21 protein-coding genes and 1 riboswitch are annotated in these 19,349 nt (G+C 67.3%); of the genes, 16 read left to right on the forward strand and 5 right to left on the reverse strand.

Going from position 1 to position 19,349, the window contains the following annotated elements; translation table 11 throughout:
• Positions 1-19: 19 nt before the first annotated feature.
• On the reverse strand, positions 20-1,399 hold the full coding sequence (gene dnaA, locus ASD34_RS07215; protein ID WP_056574903.1) for a chromosomal replication initiator protein DnaA: 1,380 nt from the start codon (positions 1,397-1,399) through the stop codon (positions 20-22).
• A gap of 308 nt (positions 1,400-1,707) precedes the next feature.
• Here dnaA and rpmH point away from each other — a divergent pair, with 308 nt between their 5' ends.
• The 7 genes from rpmH to ASD34_RS07250 all read left to right on the forward strand — a co-directional run bounded on the left by rpmH (position 1,708) and on the right by ASD34_RS07250 (position 7,400).
• Entirely contained in the window at positions 1,708-1,842 is a 135-nt protein-coding gene (gene rpmH, locus ASD34_RS07220; protein WP_007834827.1) for a 50S ribosomal protein L34, read from the forward strand.
• Between the two features lie 101 nt (positions 1,843-1,943).
• Positions 1,944-2,363 carry a ribonuclease P protein component gene (locus ASD34_RS07225; RefSeq protein WP_056574906.1) on the forward strand — a complete coding sequence of 140 codons (420 nt, stop codon included), beginning with the start codon at positions 1,944-1,946 and terminating at the stop codon, positions 2,361-2,363.
• On the forward strand, positions 2,360-2,647 hold the full coding sequence (gene yidD, locus ASD34_RS07230) for a membrane protein insertion efficiency factor YidD (protein WP_056574909.1): 288 nt from the start codon (positions 2,360-2,362) through the stop codon (positions 2,645-2,647). Before ASD34_RS07225 ends, yidD begins: the two co-directional genes overlap by 4 nt.
• Complete coding sequence (gene yidC, locus ASD34_RS07235) at positions 2,644-4,329, forward strand: membrane protein insertase YidC (RefSeq protein WP_056574912.1); 1,686 nt, start codon at positions 2,644-2,646, stop codon at positions 4,327-4,329. The genes yidD and yidC overlap by 4 nt, the downstream gene beginning before the upstream one ends.
• A 74-nt stretch (positions 4,330-4,403) precedes the next feature.
• On the forward strand, positions 4,404-5,816 hold the full coding sequence (mnmE, locus tag ASD34_RS07240) for a tRNA uridine-5-carboxymethylaminomethyl(34) synthesis GTPase MnmE (protein ID WP_056574915.1): 1,413 nt from the start codon (positions 4,404-4,406) through the stop codon (positions 5,814-5,816).
• 101 nt (positions 5,817-5,917) lie between these two features.
• Complete coding sequence (locus tag ASD34_RS07245; protein ID WP_056574919.1) at positions 5,918-6,379, forward strand: Crp/Fnr family transcriptional regulator; 462 nt, start codon at positions 5,918-5,920, stop codon at positions 6,377-6,379.
• An 82-nt stretch (positions 6,380-6,461) separates the two neighbouring features.
• The gene (locus ASD34_RS07250) at positions 6,462-7,400 is read left to right on the forward strand and encodes a zinc ribbon domain-containing protein (protein WP_056574922.1); all 939 of its coding nucleotides are present in this window, start codon (positions 6,462-6,464) and stop codon (positions 7,398-7,400) included.
• A gap of 16 nt (positions 7,401-7,416) precedes the next feature.
• On the opposite strand, the gene ASD34_RS07255 is transcribed toward ASD34_RS07250, so the two are convergent.
• Entirely contained in the window at positions 7,417-9,402 is a 1,986-nt protein-coding gene (locus ASD34_RS07255; protein ID WP_056574925.1) for a monovalent cation:proton antiporter family protein, read from the reverse strand.
• A gap of 250 nt (positions 9,403-9,652) precedes the next feature.
• On the opposite strand from ASD34_RS07255, the gene ASD34_RS07260 reads away from it, so the two are divergent.
• Genes ASD34_RS07260 through ASD34_RS07275 form a run of 4 tightly spaced genes read left to right on the forward strand, consistent with a single transcriptional unit; the run spans position 9,653 to position 12,678 of the window.
• Complete coding sequence (locus ASD34_RS07260; RefSeq protein WP_056574928.1) at positions 9,653-10,654, forward strand: KpsF/GutQ family sugar-phosphate isomerase; 1,002 nt, start codon at positions 9,653-9,655, stop codon at positions 10,652-10,654.
• Complete coding sequence (locus tag ASD34_RS07265) at positions 10,654-11,202, forward strand: KdsC family phosphatase (RefSeq protein ID WP_056574931.1); 549 nt, start codon at positions 10,654-10,656, stop codon at positions 11,200-11,202. Before ASD34_RS07260 ends, ASD34_RS07265 begins: the two co-directional genes overlap by 1 nt.
• Positions 11,199-11,849 (forward strand): LPS export ABC transporter periplasmic protein LptC, encoded by a 651-nt coding sequence (gene lptC, locus ASD34_RS07270; RefSeq protein WP_056574934.1) that lies wholly within the window; start codon positions 11,199-11,201, stop codon positions 11,847-11,849. Before ASD34_RS07265 ends, lptC begins: the two co-directional genes overlap by 4 nt.
• A 43-nt stretch (positions 11,850-11,892) precedes the next feature.
• Positions 11,893-12,678: an SDR family oxidoreductase gene (locus tag ASD34_RS07275; protein WP_056574936.1), complete on the forward strand. Its 786-nt coding sequence runs from the start codon at positions 11,893-11,895 to the stop codon at positions 12,676-12,678.
• A gap of 109 nt (positions 12,679-12,787) precedes the next feature.
• On the opposite strand, the gene ASD34_RS07280 is transcribed toward ASD34_RS07275, so the two are convergent.
• A complete protein-coding gene (locus tag ASD34_RS07280; RefSeq protein WP_056574939.1) occupies positions 12,788-13,327 on the reverse strand; it encodes an RNA recognition motif domain-containing protein in 540 nt (179 codons plus the stop codon).
• A 259-nt stretch (positions 13,328-13,586) separates the two neighbouring features.
• Positions 13,587-13,765, forward strand: a riboswitch (yybP-ykoY riboswitch).
• 17 nt (positions 13,766-13,782) lie between these two features.
• Here ASD34_RS07280 and ASD34_RS07285 point away from each other — a divergent pair.
• The 4 genes from ASD34_RS07285 (at position 13,783) to ASD34_RS07300 (ending at position 17,019) form a co-directional block, all read left to right on the forward strand.
• On the forward strand, positions 13,783-14,346 hold the full coding sequence (locus ASD34_RS07285) for a TMEM165/GDT1 family protein (RefSeq protein WP_056574942.1): 564 nt from the start codon (positions 13,783-13,785) through the stop codon (positions 14,344-14,346).
• 222 nt (positions 14,347-14,568) lie between these two features.
• Positions 14,569-15,810: a homoserine O-succinyltransferase MetX gene (gene metX, locus ASD34_RS07290; RefSeq protein ID WP_235509996.1), complete on the forward strand. Its 1,242-nt coding sequence runs from the start codon at positions 14,569-14,571 to the stop codon at positions 15,808-15,810.
• A complete protein-coding gene (gene metW, locus ASD34_RS07295; protein ID WP_056574945.1) occupies positions 15,807-16,394 on the forward strand; it encodes a methionine biosynthesis protein MetW in 588 nt (195 codons plus the stop codon). The genes metX and metW overlap by 4 nt, the downstream gene beginning before the upstream one ends.
• Before the next feature lie 37 nt (positions 16,395-16,431).
• Entirely contained in the window at positions 16,432-17,019 is a 588-nt protein-coding gene (locus ASD34_RS07300; protein ID WP_056574946.1) for an IMPACT family protein, read from the forward strand.
• On the opposite strand, the gene ASD34_RS07305 is transcribed toward ASD34_RS07300, so the two are convergent.
• Positions 16,964-17,896, reverse strand: coding sequence for an ion transporter (locus ASD34_RS07305; protein ID WP_056574948.1), 933 nt, complete (start codon positions 17,894-17,896; stop codon positions 16,964-16,966). The two genes, ASD34_RS07300 and ASD34_RS07305, sit on opposite strands and share 56 nt — an antisense overlap.
• A gap of 113 nt (positions 17,897-18,009) precedes the next feature.
• On the opposite strand from ASD34_RS07305, the gene ASD34_RS07310 reads away from it, so the two are divergent.
• Positions 18,010-18,510, forward strand: coding sequence for a bactofilin family protein (locus tag ASD34_RS07310; protein ID WP_056574949.1), 501 nt, complete (start codon positions 18,010-18,012; stop codon positions 18,508-18,510).
• An 18-nt stretch (positions 18,511-18,528) separates the two neighbouring features.
• Here ASD34_RS07310 and ASD34_RS07315 read toward each other — a convergent pair whose 3' ends face one another.
• Complete coding sequence (locus ASD34_RS07315; protein WP_056574951.1) at positions 18,529-19,308, reverse strand: DUF72 domain-containing protein; 780 nt, start codon at positions 19,306-19,308, stop codon at positions 18,529-18,531.
• Between the last annotated feature and the right edge of the window lie 41 nt (positions 19,309-19,349).

Consider the following 19,349-nt stretch of genomic DNA (forward strand, 5'->3'; position numbering starts at 1 on the left):
TTCTTGATGACATTCGGCTTCAGCCTTTGAGGGTCTGTTCGAGGACGTGCAGCTGCTGGTTGAGTTCGGTGAGCTGCTGGCGCTCGCCCGAAATCTTTCGCACCGCGTGGAGCACCGTCGTGTGATCGCGACCGCCGAACAGCTCGCCGATTTCCGGCAGGCTCTTCTGCGTGAGCTCCTTGGCCAGGTACATCGCGATCTGCCGCGGCCGCGCAATGCTGGCCGGGCGTTTCTTGCTGTACATGTCGGCGACCTTGATCTTGTAGTAATCGGCCACCGTCTTCTGGATATTTTCGACCGAGATCTGCCGATTCTGGATCGACAGCAGGTCGCGCAGCGCCTCGCGCGCCAGGGCGATCGAGATCTCCTTCTGGTTGAAGCGCGAGTACGCCAGGATCTTGCGCAGGGCGCCTTCGAGCTCGCGCACGTTGGAGCGCACGTTCTTGGCCACGAAGAAGGCGACTTCCTCGGGCATTTCGGCGCCTTCGACGCGGGCCTTGTTGATCAGGATCGCCACGCGCATTTCAAGCTCGGGCGGCTCGATGGCCACCGTGAGACCCGAATCGAAGCGCGACACCAGCCGCTCGTGGATGTCGGCCAGCCCCTTGGGGTAGGTGTCGCTGGTCATCACGATGTGCGACTTCTTGGCGAGCAGCGCCTCGAACGCGTTGAAGAACTCTTCCTGCGTGCGGTCCTTGTTGGCGAAGAATTGCACGTCGTCGATCAGCAGCAGATCGAGCGAGTGGTAGCGTTCCTTGAACTCGTCGAAAGTCTTGCGCTGATAGGCCTTGACCACATCCGACACGAACTGCTCGGCGTGGATGTAGAGAACTTTGGAATCGGGTCGGTCGGCCAGCAGCCGGTTGCCCACCGCGTGCATCAGGTGGGTCTTGCCCAGGCCGACGCCGCCGTAGATGAAAAGCGGGTTGTACAGATGGCCCGGCATGCCGGCCACGTGCATGGCCGCCGCGCGCGCCATGCGGTTGGCCGTACCCTCGACCAGGGTGTCGAAAGTGAGCCCCGAATTGAGTCGGTTCTTGAAGCCGGCGGCGGCGGGCTCTTCGCCCGGGCCAGCCACGTCGCGTGGCACGTCCGTCTCGGCCATGAGAGTCACGGGCGCCATACGGACGGGAGTTTCACGCGGAGCGAGCGCTAACTCGATGGCGACCGGCTGGCCGTACATCTTCTCGGCCATGGCCGCGATCTTGCTGGCGTACTGGGCACGGATCCAGTCGAGCTTGAAGCGGTTGGCGACGAACACCGTCATGCGCGAAAGGTCGTCGGCGACCTGCGCGGTGAGGGGCTTGATCCAGGTGTTGAACTGCTGCTCGGACAGCTCCTGCGCGAGCTGGTCGACGCAGGCCTGCCACAGGCTTTCGCCGATGCCGTCAGTCGACATGGGCGCTTGAAAAAGTGATGGAACCCTCGGGCATTTCTTGTATAGGTATTGTGGATATTCTCTGCTGGAAGGCGCCGGGCATTCTAACTTGTCAAAACCTTATCCACATGCTGCGCTGCACATGGAAAGGCCCGCAAATCCAGTCGAAGATTGTTCCGGCGGCCAATGTTTGCGATAATTGCGGGTTTCCCTGAAAAGCCTTCACAGCGTCTTTCGGGGGCCATCCGAAACTCGCTCCCCCAGCGCTCGCTAGGTTTGTGCATGCCTTCATGCGGAAACCGGCGCAAACAGGGAATCAGGAAACCATCATGAAACGCACTTACCAAGCATCCAAAGTCCGCCGCGCCCGTACCCACGGCTTTCTGGTCCGCATGAAGACCCGCGGCGGCCGTGCCGTCATCAACGCACGCCGCGCCAAGGGCCGCAAGCGCCTGGCCGTCTGACGGCACCCCACCTGCCGTTGTCAGCCGCCGACACGTCCGCGCAGGCTCCTGCAGCCTCTGCGCCTGGCCCCGCCAGCAGCGACGTACGCGGTCCGGCTTCCTTGCAGCGGCTCAAGACCCGCGCGCAATTCCAGGCCGTCCTCGCAGGTGCCACCGTGGCGCGCACTGCCCATTTCGCATTGCACCGCTGTGCGCTCGATGTTTCTGCATCGGGTGCCGCTTCGCTGTTCCCGTCCGATGAGGTCTGGCTGGGCGCCATGGTGCCCAAGCGCTGGGCGCGCCGCGCGGTGACGCGCAACGCCATCAAGCGCCAGATCTACACCGTGAGCGCCGCGCCTGGCGTCGCTTTGCCGCGTGCCGCGCACGTGGTGCGCCTGCGCGCCGGTTTCGATCGCAAGGTGTTCGTGAGCGCTTCCTCGGACAAGCTCAAGGCTGCCGTGCGCGCCGAGCTCCAGCAGCTGCTGGCGCGCGCCGCGCGTCCGCCGGCACCGGCCGCCTCCCGCGCACCCGCCTCCACATGAAACGCCTGCTGATCGGCCTCGTGAAGGGCTACCGCCTGCTGCTGAGCCCCTGGCTCGGGCAGTCGTGCCGCTTCACGCCGACCTGCTCCGTGTATTCGATCGAGGCGCTGGAAGTGCATGGCGCGCTCAAGGGCAGCTACCTGACGCTGCACCGCATCGCGCGCTGCCAGCCCTGGTGCCAGGGCGGCCACGATCCGGTTCCACCGAAATCACAGCGTCGCACTGACAAGTCAGGATCGCTGTTTTCGTCTCTTCTCTCCTCCGACAAGAAGTCTTCGTCATGAACGATATCCGCCGCACGATCCTGTGGGTGATTTTTGGTTTCTCGCTCGTGCTGCTGTGGGACCAATGGCAGGTCTTCAACGGCAACAAGCCGACCTTCCTGCCGTCGACCAAGCCCGCCGTCACGGCGCCGGCCGCTGGTACGCCCGCCGCCAACAACGGCGTGCCGACCGCGGCTGCCGCAGCCGGTGGCACCGCAGGCGCCGTGCCGACGCAGGCGGCTCCGGCCGCGCCGCGCGAGCAGGTCGTGGTGACCACCGACCTGTTCAAGGCGACGATCGACAGCGAAGGCGCCACGGTCAATCACCTCGAACTGCTCAAGTTCGACGAAGCCGACCGCACCAAGCGCGTCGTGCTGTTCGAGAACGGCTCACCCGCCACGCGCTACGTCGCGCAAACCGGCCTGCTGAATCCCGTGGCCGGCGACGCCTTCCCCAACCACCTGACGGCCATGACGCCCAAGGCCGGTCCGCGCGCGATGGCCGACGGCCAGAACACGCTCGAAGTGAGCTTCGAAAGCGCCCCGGTCGGCGGCCTGAAGTACATCAAGACCTACGTGTTCAAGCGTGACGACTACGTCATCGGCGTGCGCCACGAAGTGGTCAACGTGAGCGACCAGCCGCGCGACGCGCAGCTGTACATGCAGCTGTTGCGCCACGGCACCGTGGCCGCCGGCACGATGTTCGGCACCAACACCTTCACGGGCCCGGCCGCGTACACCAACGAGAAGAAGTTCCACAAGCTCGACTTCAAGGACATCGCCAAGGGCAAGATCGAGCCGCCGCCACCGGCCAACGACGGCTGGATTGCGATGGTGCAGCATTACTTCGCCTCGGCCTGGCTGCTCAAGGGCGACCCGGCCAGCGAACAGCTGCGTCGCGAATTCCGCGTGAAGGACCTGGGCGACAACCTCTTCACCGTGGCCATGGTCGCCACGCTGCCGAAGATCGCCCCGGGCGCCACGCAGGTCGTGAACAGCGCGCTGTTCGCCGGCCCCGAAGAAGAAAAGAAGCTCGAAGCCATCGCCCCCGGCCTGGACCTGGTGAAGGACTACGGCATCTTCGCGATCATCTCCAAGCCGCTGTACTGGCTGCTCACGCAGCTGCACGGCATCCTGGGCAACTGGGGCTGGTCGATCGTCGCGCTCGTGGTGCTGCTGAAGGCGGCCTTCTACTGGCTCAACGCCAAGGCCTACGCCAGCATGGCCAAGATGAAGGCCATCAACCCGAAGATCATGGAAATGCGCGAGCGGCTGAAGGACAAGCCGCAGGAAATGCAGCAGGAAATGATGCGGATCTACAAGACCGAGAAGGTCAATCCGATGGGCGGCTGCTTCCCCATCGTGATCCAGATTCCGGTGTTCATCGCGCTGTACTGGGTGCTGCTGTCGTCCGTTGAAATGCGCCACGCCCCGTGGATCGGCTGGATCACCGACCTGTCGGCACCCGATCCCTGGTACATCTTGCCGATCGTGATGACGGCCACGTCGCTGTTCCAGACCTGGCTCAACCCGACGCCACCCGATCCGATGCAGGCCAAGCTGATGTGGATCATGCCGCTGGCCTTCAGCGTGATGTTCATCTTCTTCCCGGCCGGCCTGGTGCTGTACTGGATCACGAACAACGTGCTGTCGATCGCGCAGCAGTGGTTCATCAACAAGCGACTGGGCGTGCTGGGCAAGTAAGCCCGCCGGCCACCGCCACCCGCAAAGGGCCGCATTCGCGGCCCTTTGCTTTTTGCTGAAAGAATCGCGCTGTCATGACCCTCGCCCGCACCTCCGATCCCATCGTCGCCATCGCCACCGCCCCGGGGCGCGGAGCGGTCGGCATCGTTCGCGTGTCAGGCGCCCGGCTGGCGCCGCTGGTCGAGGCGCTGTGCTCCCGCGCGCTCAAGCCGCGCGAAGCCACCTACCTGCCCTTTCGCGATGCGCAGGGCGAGCCCGTCGACCACGGCCTGGCGATCCACTTTCCGACGCCGCATTCCTACACCGGCGAAGACGTGCTGGAACTGCAGGCGCACGGTGGTCCGGTCGTGCTGCAGTTGTTGCTGTCGCGCTGTCTGGAGGCCGCGGCCGAGATCGATCCGGCCACCGGCCGCCCGCGCCTGCCCGGCCTGCGCGTGGCCGAGCCGGGCGAGTTCAGCCAGCGCGCCTTTCTCAACGGCAAGATCGACCTGGCCCAGGCCGAGGCCATCGCCGACCTGATCGACGCGAGCACCGAGGCCGCCGCGCGCAGCGCCGGACGCTCGCTGTCGGGCGCGTTCTCGCGCGAGATCCATACGCTGCGCGACGCGCTGATCCACCTGCGCATGCTGGTCGAGGCCACGCTCGACTTCCCCGAGGAAGAGATCGACTTCCTGCAGAAAGCCGACGCGACCGGCCAGCTGCAACGCCTGCAGGCGCAGCTGGCGGCAGTGCAGCTGCGTGCCAAACAAGGGGCGTTGCTGCGCGAAGGCATCAAGGTGGTGATCGCGGGCCAGCCCAATGCCGGCAAGAGTTCGCTGCTCAACGCGCTGGCCGGCGCCGAGCTGGCCATCGTGAGCGCCATCGCGGGCACCACGCGCGACGTGGTCTCACAGACCATCCAGATCCACGGCGTGCCGCTGCACGTGGCCGACACGGCCGGCCTGCGCGACAGCAGCGACGAGGTCGAGCAGATCGGCGTGGCGCGCGCCTGGGGCCAGATCGAAAGCGCCGACGCCGTGCTGTTCCTGCACGACCTCACGCGCGCCGGCCAGCCCGATTACGCCGCCGCCGACGCGCAGATCCTGGCCGGCCTGCGGCGCAAGCTGCCGGCGAGCGTGCCGGTGCTCGATGTGTGGAACAAGCAGGACGCCGCCTCGTTGGCCGCACCGCCGTCCGAAGGCATCGCGCTCTCGGCCAAGACCGGCGCGGGCATCGAGGCGCTGCGCGACCAGTTGCTGGCGATGGCCGGCTGGCAGGCCGTGCCCGAAGGCATCTACCTGGCACGCGCGCGCCACGTGCAGGCACTGGCCCGCGTCGAGACGCACCTTGCGCTGGCGGCCGCCCACCTGGCAGCGCAAGCACAGCTGCTCGACCTGCTCGCCGAGGAGCTGCGGCTGGCGCAGAACGCGCTCAACGAGATCACCGGCGAGTTCGGTGCGGAGGATCTGCTGGGTGTCATCTTTTCGCGCTTCTGTATCGGGAAATAGCGACAGATGGCGACACGCCTCCCGGTAAAACGTAAACACTTGTAGCCGAAACCTGGGGCCTTCGCGGATACTTCGACTCACTTGCGGGGGTCGAGAAAAACATGTCCATCCAGAACCTGAGCCGCGCCATCGCGGAGAACCCGAGCGCCGATGCGTTCGCGCTGACCTTGAGCATCGCGCAGTGGGACACGCTCGCCGGCTACTTGCAGCCCATCGAAACGGCCATCGGCGACGTGCTGATCTCGCAGGGCACGCACGACCGCTCGGTGTACTTCGTCGAAAGCGGCGCCATCAGCGCGCACCGCGTCAGCAGCAAGGAGCAGATGCGCCTGGCCGTGCTGTCGCCCGGCTCGGTGGTGGGCGAAGGCTCGTTCTTTTCGCGCGAGCCGCATGCAGCCAACGTGGTGGTCACGGGCGCGGGCCGCGTGTGGCGCCTCACCGCCGTGCGGTTCTCCGAGATGTCGAACCGACAGCCCAACATGGCGCTGGACATCGCGATGGCCCTCGGCGCCGTGATCGCCAAGCGCATGGCGCACCGCTCCAAGCGGGTGGCCGTCACCTGAGCCTGCTGTCGGCTCGCTGCCAGCGGCTGCATAACAACAAGAACAAGTCTTCGTTTCCGATCCTGAGAATTGCTGGTGAGCCATGGCCTTGATCTGCCCGGTCTGTGACGCGGACAACCGCGAGGGTGCCAATTTCTGCAGGAACTGCGGTGGCCGGCTGTCGACCGCCGACCGCGTACCGCCCCCGGCGCCCCGTCCTGCCGACCGCGAATGGGCCACCACCGCACCGGCCCAGTTGCGTGCGCCGACCATTCCCGCGCCGCTGTTCGATCCTGCCGAGTCGAAGCGTGCGTCGTCGCCCGCGTCCAGCGGCTGGAGGCCCGAGCCGCCACCACCTCCTCCGCCTGCGGATGAAAAGACCGTGATCGTCGCGCCGGGGCGCGGGGGCGCCGCATCGTCCTTGCCTCCTTCCCCCCGAGCCGACCGGCCAAGGACGCGGATCAAGGTCAAGCGCATCAAGCCGCCCGAACCGGTGCTGCGCCCGCGCGGCATCGGGTTGTGGCTGGGGCTGCTCGCGGTCGCGCTGCTGCTGGTGGTCGCGGGCTGGCTGGGCTACGGGACCGGCACCAAGGCGCCCGAGCCGGCCGTGGCACCGCCTCCTGTCGCCGCGCCGGCGCCCGGCGCGACGCCGCCAGTGGTCGAAGCACCGCCGGTCGCGACCGAGCCTGCACCGCCCGTGGCCGAAGCGCCACCCGCGGAAGCGGCCGCCGAGCTGGCGGAAGCCGCACCCAAGCCCACGCCCGCCGCGAAGCCGCGCAAGCCGGTGGCACCTCCCCCACCCACGCCCCAGGCCCCCGCCGCTGCGACGCCCGTGGCGGCTGCACCGGCCCCTGCGCCTGCGACACCGGCCCCGCCGGCCGACCCGCAAGCCCAATGCGGCGACCGCAACTTCATCGCCAAGGCGCAATGCATGGCGGCCCAGTGCGTGAAGCTCGAGTACAGGTCGCACGCGCAGTGCGAGGCGGTGCGCCGTCAGCAGCGCATCGAAGAAGAAAAGCGCAATCCGTCGCTCTTGAATTGAGCCTGCGCCGGCAGCCTCAGCCCTTCTGCAGCCGCTCGATGGCAATTGCCAGCGCGGCGGGCTTGCCCGACAGCACCAGCGTGTCGCCGTCCGACAGCAGCGTGTCGTCGGCCAGCACGCGCGCGTGGCCGTCCTGGCGACGCAGGCTGGCCACGCGCACGCCCAGCGTTGGCAGCGCCAGCCGGCCGAGCGTCTGGCCGATGGCGCGTGCGCCCGGCGTGAGCGTGAAGCTGTTCAGGCGCTCGTGATCGATCTCGTCGGCGTTGTCGTCGTCGGCGCCGTGGAAGTAGCCGCGCAGCAGGTTGTAGCGCGCGTCGCGCTGGTCCTGCACCACGCGGATCACGCGCCGCATCGGCACGCCGACCAGTGCCAGCGCGTGGCTCGCGAGCATCAGCGAACCCTCGATGGCCTCTGGCACCACCTCGGTCGCGCCGGCCGCCTGCAGTTTCTCGAGGTCGTGGTCGTCCTGGGTGCGCACGATCACCGGCACGTGCGCCGCGTGGGCGCGGGTGTTGGCCAGCACCTTCATCGCGCCCCCCACGTCCAGGTAGGTGACGACCACCGCGCTGGCGCGCGCCAGGCCAGCGGCCATCAATGCCTGCAGCCGCGCCGCGTCGCCGAACACCACCGAGTCGCCGGCCGCGGCGGCCTGGCGCACGCGGTCGGGGTCGAGGTCGAGCGCCATGTAGGGAATGCCTTCGCGCTCCAGGATGCGCGCCAGGTTCTGGCCGCAGCGCCCGTAGCCGCAGATGATCACGTGCTGCGCGGTGTTGATGGTCTTGCGCGCGATGCTCGTCATCTGCAGCGACTGCTGCAGCCAGTCGCTGGCCACCAGCTTGCGCACGATGGCGTTGCTGTACATCACGATGAACGGCGTGGCCAGCATCGACAGCACCATCGACGCCAGTACCGGGTTGGCCAGCCAGGGCGGCAGCAGGCTGCGGTCTTGTGCGAGCGTGAGCAGCACGAAGCCGAACTCGCCGGCCTGCGCCAGGTACAGGCCGGTGCGCAGCGACACGCCCGAGGTCGCGCCCAGCACCCGCGCCAGCACCGTCACCAGCCCCAGCTTGAACAGCAGCGGCACCACCAGCAGCACGGCCACAAGCCGCCAGCGCTCGACCACGATGTGCCAGTCGAGCGACATGCCGACGGTGATGAAGAACAGCCCCAGCAGCACGTCGTGGAAGGGGCGGATGTCGGTCTCGACCTGGTGCTTGTATTCGGTCTCCGACACCAGCATGCCGGCGATGAAGGCGCCCAGCGCCAGGCTCAGGCCGGCCAGCTCGGTGAGCCAGGCCAGGCCCAGCGTGATCAGCAGCACGTTCAGGATGAACAGCTCCTCGCTGCGCCGCCGCGCCACCAGCGTGAGCCACCAGCGCATGATGCGCGGCCCGCCGTAGAGCAGCACGCCGATGAGGAAGGTCGCCTTCACCAGCGCGAAACCCAGCGCCTTGGCCAGCGCCTCCGGCGGCGCGCCCAGCGCGGGAATCAGCACCAGCAGCGGCACCACGGCCAAATCCTGGAACAGCAGCACGCCCATCACGCGCTTGCCGTGCTCGCTCTCCAGCTCGAGCCGCTCGGCCATCAGCTTGACCACGATGGCCGTGCTGCTCATGGTGAGCGCGCTCGACAGCGCCAGCGTGGTCTGCCACCCCAGCTGCCAGGCGGGCGGCAGCTGCGTGGCGATGAGCAGCGCGCCGACGGTGGCCAGCGCCATGGTCAGCAGCACCTGCAGCAGGCCCAGCCCGAACACGTGCTTGCGCATGGCGCGCAGCTTGGGCAGGCTGAACTCGAGCCCGATCACGAACATCAGGAACACCACGCCGAATTCGCCCAGGTGGCGGATGCCTTCGGAGTTCTGCGCCAGCGCCAGCGCATGCGGGCCGATGAGCACGCCGGCCGTCAGGTAGCCGAGCATCGGCGGCAGCTTCAGCGACCGGCAGGCCACCACGCCGATCACCGCGGCCAACAGATACAACAGCGTGAGATCGAACGAAGACATAGGCGCCGATGCTAGTACGTCGGCGCGGCGATGGCGAAACACGAAAGCGCGCCTTCGACCCGAGGGCGGCGTTGCAAATCCTCGCGATAGCTTCGGCTATCGCTGCGGTTTGCGCCTTGCCCTCGTGCCGAATGCATCGCTTTCGTCATGTTTCGCCATCGCCGTGCCGACGTACCAGAGCAATGTCCGTGCCCCCGGGCTTCGCCGGGCCATGTGATCGCCGGCCGCGCCCGCCTCGTAAAATCCGGCGATGAGCTCCCGCCCCGCCCCGACCCCCATGGTCGACCCCGAAGCCATCCTGGCCCGGGCACGCGTCACATTCGACATCGAAGCCGAAGCCGTTCTCGGCCTGAAGGCCCGCGTCGGCCCGAGTTTCGTCGAGGCCGTGCGCAAGATCCTTGAAGTGCGCGGCCGCGTGGTCGTGATGGGCATGGGCAAGAGCGGCCACGTCGGCCGCAAGATCGCCGCCACCCTCGCCTCCACCGGCACGCCCGCGATGTTCGTGCACCCGGCCGAGGCCAGCCATGGCGACCTCGGCATGATCAAGGCGGTCGACCTTGTGCTGGCCATCTCCAACAGCGGCGAGGTCGACGAACTCACCGTGCTGCTGCCGGTGGTCAAGCGCCAGGGCGTGCCGCTGATCGCCATGACCGGCCGACCCGATTCCACCCTGGCGCGCCATGCCGACATCGTGATCGATGCCGGCGTTGCCAAGGAAGCCTGCCCGCTGAACCTCGCACCCACCGCGAGCACCACCGCGCAGATCGCCATGGGCGACGCGCTGGCCGTGGCCCTGCTCGACGCGCGTGGCTTCGGCTCCGAAGACTTCGCGCGCTCGCACCCCGGCGGCGCGCTGGGCCGCAAGCTGCTCACGCACCTGAGCGACGTCATGCGCGCCGGCGACGAGGTGCCCTGCGTGCCGCCGACGGCCACCGTCAGCGAGCTGATGCGCGCGATGAGCATCAAGGGCTTCGGCGCCGCCGCGGTGGTCGAACCCGACGGCCGGGCGCTGGGCATCTTCACCGACGGCGACCTGCGCCGCCTGATCGAAGCCGGCGCCGACCTGCGCACGCCCAAGGCGGCTGACATCATGCACCGCGACCCGCGCACCATCCGCGTCGACGCGCTGGCGGTGGAGGCGGCCGAACTCATGGAGCAATGCGGCATCACGCGCCTGTTCGTGATCGACGGCGCGGGGGTGATCGTCGGCGCGGTGAACACCAACGACCTGATGCGCGCGAAGGTCATCTGATGCCGCTCGACTTCCAGGCCGAGACCCTGCTGGCCGCGCAAGATGTGCGCATCGTCTTCTTCGACATCGACGGCGTGCTGACCGACGGCGGCGTGTACTTCACCGAGCACGGCGAGACGCTCAAGCGCTTCAGCATCCTGGACGGCTACGGCCTCAAGCTGCTGCGCAAGGCCGGCATCACGCCGGCCGTGATCACCGGGCGCGACTCCAAGCCGCTGCGCGTGCGGCTCGAGGCGCTGGGCATCGAGCACGTGCGCTACGGCACCGAAGACAAGCTGCCGGCCGCCGAGGCCATGCTGAAGCAGCTCGGCTTCACCTGGGCGCAGGCCGCCGCCATCGGCGACGACTGGCCCGACCTGCCCGTGCTGACCCACGTCGGCTTCGCGGCGGCGCCTGCCAACGCGCACGTCGAAGTGCGTGCGGTGGCGCGCTATGTCACCACCGCGCGCGGCGGCGAAGGCGCGGCGCGCGAATTCTGCGACCTGCTGTTGACGGCCTGCGGGCAGTACCGTCCGCTGCTCGACGCTGCCTTGGGCCCCCGACCATGAGCCCGCAGCTGCGACGCGCCTGGAACCTCACGCGCGATGTGCTCGACCGCACCACCATCTACCTGCCGATCATCCTGATGTTCGGCGTGGCGCTGGGCACCTACTGGCTGGTGCGCAATGCCCCCAAGCTGCTGGAGCCCACCGTCAAGGCCGCGCCCACACACGAGCCCGACTACTTCATGCGGGACTTCGTCATCAAGAACTTCCTGCCCAACGGCGACCTGCGCAGCGAACTGCACGGCGTCGAAGGGCGGCACTACCCCGACACCGACACCATCGAGGTCGACCAGGTGCGCATGCGCTCGGTGTCGCCCGAGGGGCTGGTCACCCGTTCCTCTGCGAACCGCGGCTTGTCGAATTCCGACGGCAGCGAAATCCAGCTGTTCGGCAACGCAATCGTGATCCGCGACCCCGCCGTCAGCGCGAGCGGCAAGGCCACACCCCGGCTGGAGTTCCGTGGCGAGTTCCTGCACGCGTTCCTCGACACCGAGCGTGTGAAGTCGAACAAGCCGGTCACACTCATCCGCGGCAGCGACCAGTTCACCGGCGACTCGCTCGATTACGACAACCTGAGCGGCGTCGCCAACCTCACGGGGCGCGTGCGCGGCGTGCTGGTGCCATCGGCCGCGGCGGGCAAGCCGCGCTGAGCGGCCCGGCACAAGAACAAACTTTCCGGGAGACGATCAACGCATGACCGCCGCCGCACCGCTCGTCTTCATCACCGGTGCTTCCAGCGGCATCGGCCAGGCCTTGGCCGCCTCTTTCTATGACGCGGGTTACCGGCTGGCGCTGGTGGCGCGTCGCACGGCAGAGATCGAGACCTGGGCCACGGGCCGCCAACTCGACGCAGGCCGCTACCAGGTCTACGGCGCCGACGTGGCGGACACCGACAGCATCGTGGCCGCCGGTGCCGACAGCATCGCGCGCCAGGGCGTGCCCGACGTGGTGATCGCCAACGCCGGCATCAGCATCGGCATCGACACGGCCGATCGCTCGGACCTCGACGTGCTGGCGCGCACCTTCGCCGTCAACAACGTGGGGCTGGCCGCCACCTTCCATCCGTTCGTGCAGGCCATGGTGCAGCGCGGCAGCGGGCGGCTCGTGGGCATCGGCAGCGTCGCCGCCATCCGCGGGCTGCCGGGGCATGGCGCCTACTGTGCGAGCAAGGCCGGCGTGGTGGCGTACTGCGAGAGCCTGCGCGGGGAACTGCGCAACAGCGGCGTGAAGGTTGTCACGCTGTGCCCGGGCTACATCGACACGCCGCTGACGCAGGGCAACCGCTACGGCATGCCCTTTCTCATGCAGCCCGAAGACTTCGCGGCCCAGGCGCTGCGCGCCATCGAGGCCGGCACCAGCTACCGCGTGATTCCGTGGCAGATGGGCGTGGTCGCCAAGGTCATGCGCCTGCTGCCCAACGCCGTGCTCGATCGCGCGGTGCAGGGCCGGGCGCGCAAGAAGCGCAGCGGCGAAGCCTGAGCGTCATTGCCGATTGCACAGCGGGCACAGCGCGCAGGCAAAGAAAAAGGCTCCCGAGGGAGCCTTTTGTGTTTGTGTGCCGTGAGGCACGCGAAGGAGTGAACGGGGTTCAGTATCCACCGTTGCCGCCGCCGTAGCCGCCACCGCCGCTGCGACCACCGCCGCCACCGCCACGGGGACCTGCGCCGTAGGGGCTGCGGAAACCGCCATCGCCACCACCGCCGCCGCCACCCGAACGACCACCGCCGCCACCGTAGCCGCCGTAGCCGCCGCCACCGCCGGAGCGGCCACCGCCGCCACCACCGTAGCCGCCACCACCGCCGCCGTAGCCTCCGCCACCACCGCCGCCATAACCACCACCACCGCCGTAGCCGCCACCGCCGCTGCGGGGCGGACGTGCTTCCATGGGACGTGCCTCGTTGACGACAACGCTGCGACCACCCAGGGGCTGGCCGTTCATGCCGTTGATGGCGGCCTGTGCTTCCGCGTCACTGCCCATCTCGACAAAGCCGAAGCCCTTCGAGCGACCGGTGTCGCGCTCCATCATGACCTTGGCGCTGGTCACTGCGCCGAACTGGCCAAAGGCCTGTTCGAGATCACCGTCGCGCACCGAGTAAGGCAGGTTGCCGACGTAGAGTTTGTTGCCCATCAAGGGACTCCTATAAACACATCAAGAAAAGCGATGGAGTCCCGAAAGCATCACTCAAACGAGAGCCGCCGAGCCGCGCGAAACTGACCGATCACCGAAGTGCTCCCGCCCAAAATCAAGAGGGATGCTCGTGCATTATGGGTGAAATATCAAAAAAGCAAGCATGAATTTGCGTCTTGAGGTAGCGACTTTTGAAACCGATGGAAGTTAGCGCACGCCTACATATTTGAGCCGGGGAAATTGACGATGCGGCTACAATTTGCAGGTCATTGGGGAGTAGCCGCCTTCCGCTTGCGAGAAGGGCCCGCGTCAACAGACTTGTCCTTGCCCCACGAGGACATGGCGCGTGCAGTGAACACACCTGGCGAGACCTTTGACCGCACAACTTCGGGAATATGGCCGAAGGTGTTGTGCGGTCAATTGCGTCCTTCGGCCCAAGGAACCCCACATCCATCATGGAAGCTTTTCTCGTTGCAACGGGCGTGGTCGCGCTCGCCGAAATGGGCGACAAGACCCAACTCCTGGCCCTTCTTCTGGCCGCGCGCTTCAGGAAACCCTGGCCGATCGTGCTCGGCATTTTTGTTGCCACGGTCATCAACCACGCGCTGGCCGGCGCGGTCGGCAACTACATCACGCGCTGGCTCGGCCCGGAGGTGCTGCGCTGGATTCTGGGCGGCTCGTTCATCGCGATGGCCGTCTGGATGCTGATTCCCGACAAGCTTGACGAAGACGACGCCCCCGGCGTCTCGAAGTTCGGCGTCTTCGGCACCACGGTGATCGCCTTCTTCCTGGCCGAGATGGGCGACAAGACCCAGATCGCCACCGTCATGCTGGCCGCCCGCTTCACGCAGGACTACGCCTGGGTCGTCGTGGGCACCACGCTGGGCATGATGCTGGCCAATGCGCCGGTCGTGTGGCTGGGCGACAAGATCGTGCGGCGCGTGCCGATCAAGCTCGTGCACGGCATCTCGGCGGCGATCTTCCTGGTGCTGGGTGGCATCATGATCATTGGCTGGTAGGAAAAGAAGGAAGAATCCCTTCCAGAAACACCGCGGAACCGGCTTTGCCGGGCCGCAGGTGTTGCCCCCGAAGGGGGTTGGAGAAGCGACACGAAGTGCGCGCAGCCTGGGGGATATACTCGATCTGCGCCGATTTGCTTCAGCTTGCGGGCGCTTTATAAATTCTGCTAAAGACGGCTGCCGAACCCGGCTCGTTTTTGGCGAGGCCGGGTTTTTTCATTCATGTCGTCGCCATCACCTTTGGTCGTCACCCCGCAGTCGATGCAGTTCGCAGGCCCGCTGGCCCTGCGCAGCGGCGCCTCGATCAGTGGCTACACGCTCGCCTACGAAACCTACGGCACGCTCAACGCCGAGCGCAGCAACGCGGTGCTGGTGTGCCATGCGCTCAACGCCTCGCACCACGTCGCGGGCGTGTACGAAGGCCAGTCCCGCTCCGAGGGCTGGTGGGACAACATGGTGGGGCCGGGCAAGCCGCTGGACACCGACCGCTTCTTCGTGATCGGCGTCAACAACCTCGGCTCCTGCTTCGGCTCGACCGGGCCGATGCACGTGAACCCCGCCACCGGCCGCGTCTACGGCGCCGACTTCCCGGTCGTCACGGTCGAAGACTGGGTCGACGCCCAGGCCGCGCTGCTCGATGCGCTTGGCATCCAGACGCTCGCAGCCGTGATGGGCGGCAGCCTCGGCGGCATGCAGGCGCTGTCGTGGACGCTGCAGTACCCCGACCGCGTGCGGCACGCCGTGGTGGTGGCCAGCGCGCCCAACCTCACGGCAGAGAACATCGCCTTCAACGAGGTGGCGCGCCGCGCCATCGTGACCGACCCCGACTTCCACGGCGGCCACTTCTACGAATACGGCGTGGTGCCCAAGCGCGGCCTGCGCATCGCGCGAATGATCGGCCACATCACCTACCTGAGCGACGACGTGATGAACGCCAAGTTCGGGCGCATCCTGCGCAGCGCCGTCGAGGGCGAGGTGGCGGGGCTCGACTACCGCTACTCCACGCAGGACATCGAGTTCCAGATCGAAAGCTACCTGCGCTACCAGGGCGACAAGTTCAGCGAGTACTTCGACGCCAACACCTACCTGCTGATCACCCGCGCGCTCGACTACTTCGACCCCGCGCGCCACCACGGCGGCCAGCTCAGCACCGCGCTCGCGCAGGCCACGGCCAAGTTCCTGCTCGTGAGCTTCAAGACCGACTGGCGCTTCTCGCCCGCGCGCAGCCGCGAGATCGTGAAGGCGCTGCTCGACAACCGCCGCAACGTGAGCTACGCCGAGATCGATGCGCCGCACGGCCACGACGCCTTCCTGCTCGACGACGTGCGCTACATGGGCGTGGTGCGCTCGTATTTCGAACGCGTTGCCAAGGAACTGAGCGCCGCCGGGCCGCCCCAAGGCGCGGGCCCCCGGGGGGGTGGCGAAGCACACGAAGTGGCAAGCCTGGGGGGGACTGTTGCATGAGCGACCTCGCACACCAACGACTGATCGCCGAGCTCGTGCCTCAGGGCTCGCGCGTGCTCGACCTCGGCTGCGGCGATGGCAGCCTGCTCGACCTCCTGCAGCGCGAGCGCGGCTGCACCGGCTACGGGGTGGAGATCGCCGACGGCAACGTGCTGCAATGCATCCGCCGCGGCGTCGACGTGATCCAGCTCAACCTCGACGAAGGCCTGGCGATGTTCGACGACGCCACCTTCGACGTGGTGCTGCAGATCGACACGCTGCAGCACCTGCGCAATGCCGAGGTCATGCTGCGCGAGACCGCGCGCGTGGGCCGCTTCGGCATCGTTGCCTTTCCCAACTTCGCGCACTGGCCCAACCGCCTGAGCGTGGCGCGCGGGCGCATGCCCGTGACGCGCCGCCTGCCCTACCAGTGGTACGACACGCCCAACATCCGCGTCGGCACCTACAAGGACTTCGAAGTGCTGGCTGGCAAGAACAACCTGCGCGTGCTCGACGCCTTCGGCCTGCAGAACGGCCGCGACGTGCGCTGGCTGCCCAACGCGCGCGCCAGCACGGCGGTGTTCAAGTTCGAGCGGGGCGGCTGAGCACGCCGCCCTTGCACCGCACGGACATCGGGTCGGAATGAGCTTCACGCTCGCGCAGCCGGTTCACAGCGAACTGCTCATCAAGAAAAGCCGCTTCATCGGCTGCGTGCAGCCGGTGCCCGACCGCGCGGCGGCGCTGTCGGTGGTGGCCTCGCTGCGCGCCGAACATCCTGCGGCCGCGCACGTGTGCTGGGCGCTGATGGCCGGCGGCCAGTCAGCCGCGAACGACGATGGCGAACCTGGCGGCACGGCCGGACGCCCGATGCTCGAAGTGCTGCGTCACCAGCAGGTCGAAGGTGTGCTGGCCACCGTGGTGCGCTACTTCGGCGGCGTGAAGCTCGGCGCCGGCGGTCTCGTGCGGGCCTACACCGATGCCGTGGCGCAGGCCCTGCTCGGTGCCACGCTGGTACCGCTCGTGCGGCAACGCAGCCTGCAATGTGCCGTGCCCTACGCGCTCGAGGGCCTGGTGCGGCGCGAGCTGGCCGCCATCGGGGCGGTGCTGGAGGATGTGCAGCACGGCAGCGACGTGCACTTTGCCTTCACGCTGCCCGCACCCGAGGCCGAAGCCTTCATCGCCCGTCTCGGCGATGCTGCGCAAGGGCGCGTCGTCTGGCCGACGGCGTGAGCCGCTTCGCCGGAGCCTTGCCCGGGGTCGGCTCGGCCACCATCGCAAGCACGCCGCGCGAGGCCAGTGCGATGGGTTCCGCCAGGTCGTCGTCGACGCTGCGTCGCGTCATCTCGGCAGTCACGATGCCGGTGGGCACGGCCAGCACGCCCCAGCCCAGCAACATCATCACCGAGGCGATCGCGCGACCCAGGTCGGTCTTGGGCACGAGGTCGCCGAAGCCGACCGTGGCCATGGTGGAGATGGCCCAGTAGATGGCGACAGGAATGCTGGTGAACCCGTGCGTCGGGCCTTCCACCACGTACATCAGCGTGCCCATCACCAGCACCACGAGCATCACGAAGCCCACGAACACCGTGATCTTGCGGCGGCTGGAGGCCACCGCCGACACCAGCGCGCGGTACTCCACCGAATAGCGCGAGAGCTTGAAGATGCGGAACACGCGCAAGAGCCGCAGGATGCGCACGTCGATCAGGTAGGCCGCCTCGGGCGCGAAGGCCACGAGAAAGGTCGGCAGCAGTGCGAGCAGGTCGATCACGCCATAGAAGCTCAGCGCGTAGCGCAGCGGCTTGTTGACGCAGCACAGCCGCGCGATGTACTCCAGCGTGAAGAGAATGGTGAACACCCATTCGAGCGCATTGAACAGAGGGCGCCACTGCTCGCGGATCGACTGCACGCTGTCCAGGATGACGACCAGCACGCTGGTCACGATCACCGCGATCAATGCCAGGTCGAACCACAGGCCGGCGGGCGTGTCGGCCTCGAAGATCACGGTGAAGAGCTTGCGGCGCCAGCCGCGCACCGGCTTGTCGAACCGAGAGTCGGTGTCTGCGGGCGTGGACAGGGCTTCGATGTTCGGGCGGATCAGGCGGGTCATGCGGGGCATTGTCAGGGGATGCGCGACGTATTCAGTTACGCTTATTGCGCAATGAAGTACGGCACGCCGCGAGCGCCTTCTTACGATAGTCGTCTTTCTTGAGGAGCTCCCCATTGGCCACACAGTCCCCCTTTTTCGGCAAGCGCGATCGTGACACCGACTCGTTGACTTCGCGTCCCGCACCGCTGGTTGGTTCGGGCACCAATCTCTCGGGCACTCCCGTCAACCCCTCCTCGTTGACCGCGCAGGCCGGCCTGGCTCCGGTGGCGACCGCACCTGCCAAGGAAGGCGGCAGCAAGCTCACCGTCGGCCCCAACATCAAGCTCAAGGGCGTCGAGATCACCGATTGCGACACGCTCGTGGTCGAAGGCCTGGTCGAAGCGACCATGGACTCGCGCCTGATGCAGATCGCCGAACAGGGCGAGTTCAAGGGCTCGGCCGAAATCGATATTGCAGAAATCCGCGGCGTGTTCGACGGCAACCTCACCGTGCGCGAGAAGCTCGTCATCCACTCGACCGGCAAGGTCACCGGCAAGATCCGCTACGGCAAGATCGTGATCGAAGAAGGCGGCCAGCTGTCGGGCGAAATCAGCTTCGGCGCCAAGGCGTCGTAAGCCAGCCGGTGCGGCCGCTCAGGCGGCCGGCGGCTTCCATCCCAGGCGCTCCAGCAAGGCACCGGCCGCGGCCGGTGCCTTTTCTTTGGCGCCGTTGATGAAGTACACGAACACGTCGCGCGCCTTCGGTGCAGCGGCCCAGCCCTGCGCGCGCTCGGCCCAGGTGTCGAGCGCCTTCGGCCCGTAGCCCGTCTTGAGCTTGGCGTCGGCCATCATGAGCCGCGCATAGGCGACGTCGCCTTCGGGCTCCTCGAACGACGGAAACTTGTCGGCATCGGTGAACACGGTCGACACCTTGTGCTTCTTCGCGAGCGCCTGGTAAGCGGGCGTGATGAAGCTCTCGTGGCGCACGTCCATCACGTGGCGCAGCACGCGGCTGCCCTCCTTCTTCGGCAGCAACGCCAGAAACGCCTCGAAGTCTTCCGCATCGAACTGCTTGGTCGGCATGAACTGCCAGACGATCGGCCCGAGCTTGTCGCCCAGCTCGCTCACGCCGCTGTCGATGAAGCGCTGGACCGATTCGCCCGCGGTTGCCAGCACCTTGCGGTTGGTGGTGAAGCGCGAGGCCTTCATCGAGAACATGAAACCGTCGGGCGTGTCGTCGTGCCACTTGCGGAAGGTCTCGGGCTTGAAGGTGCTGTAGTAGGTGCCGTTGATCTCGATGGCGCTCACCTGCCGGCTGGCGTAGTTCAACTCCTTCGCTTGCGCGAGGCCCTTGGGGTAGAAGTTGTCGCGCCAGGGCTCGTAGGTCCAGCCGCCTATCCCTACCTTGATCCGCGTCGATGTTGCCTTGCTCACATTGCGCTCCGGGTTTTGAGATCGCCCGCACTCTACGCGCG

It is taken from the genome of Variovorax sp. Root473 (assembly GCF_001426505.1).
Lineage (GTDB): Bacteria > Pseudomonadota > Gammaproteobacteria > Burkholderiales > Burkholderiaceae_C > Variovorax.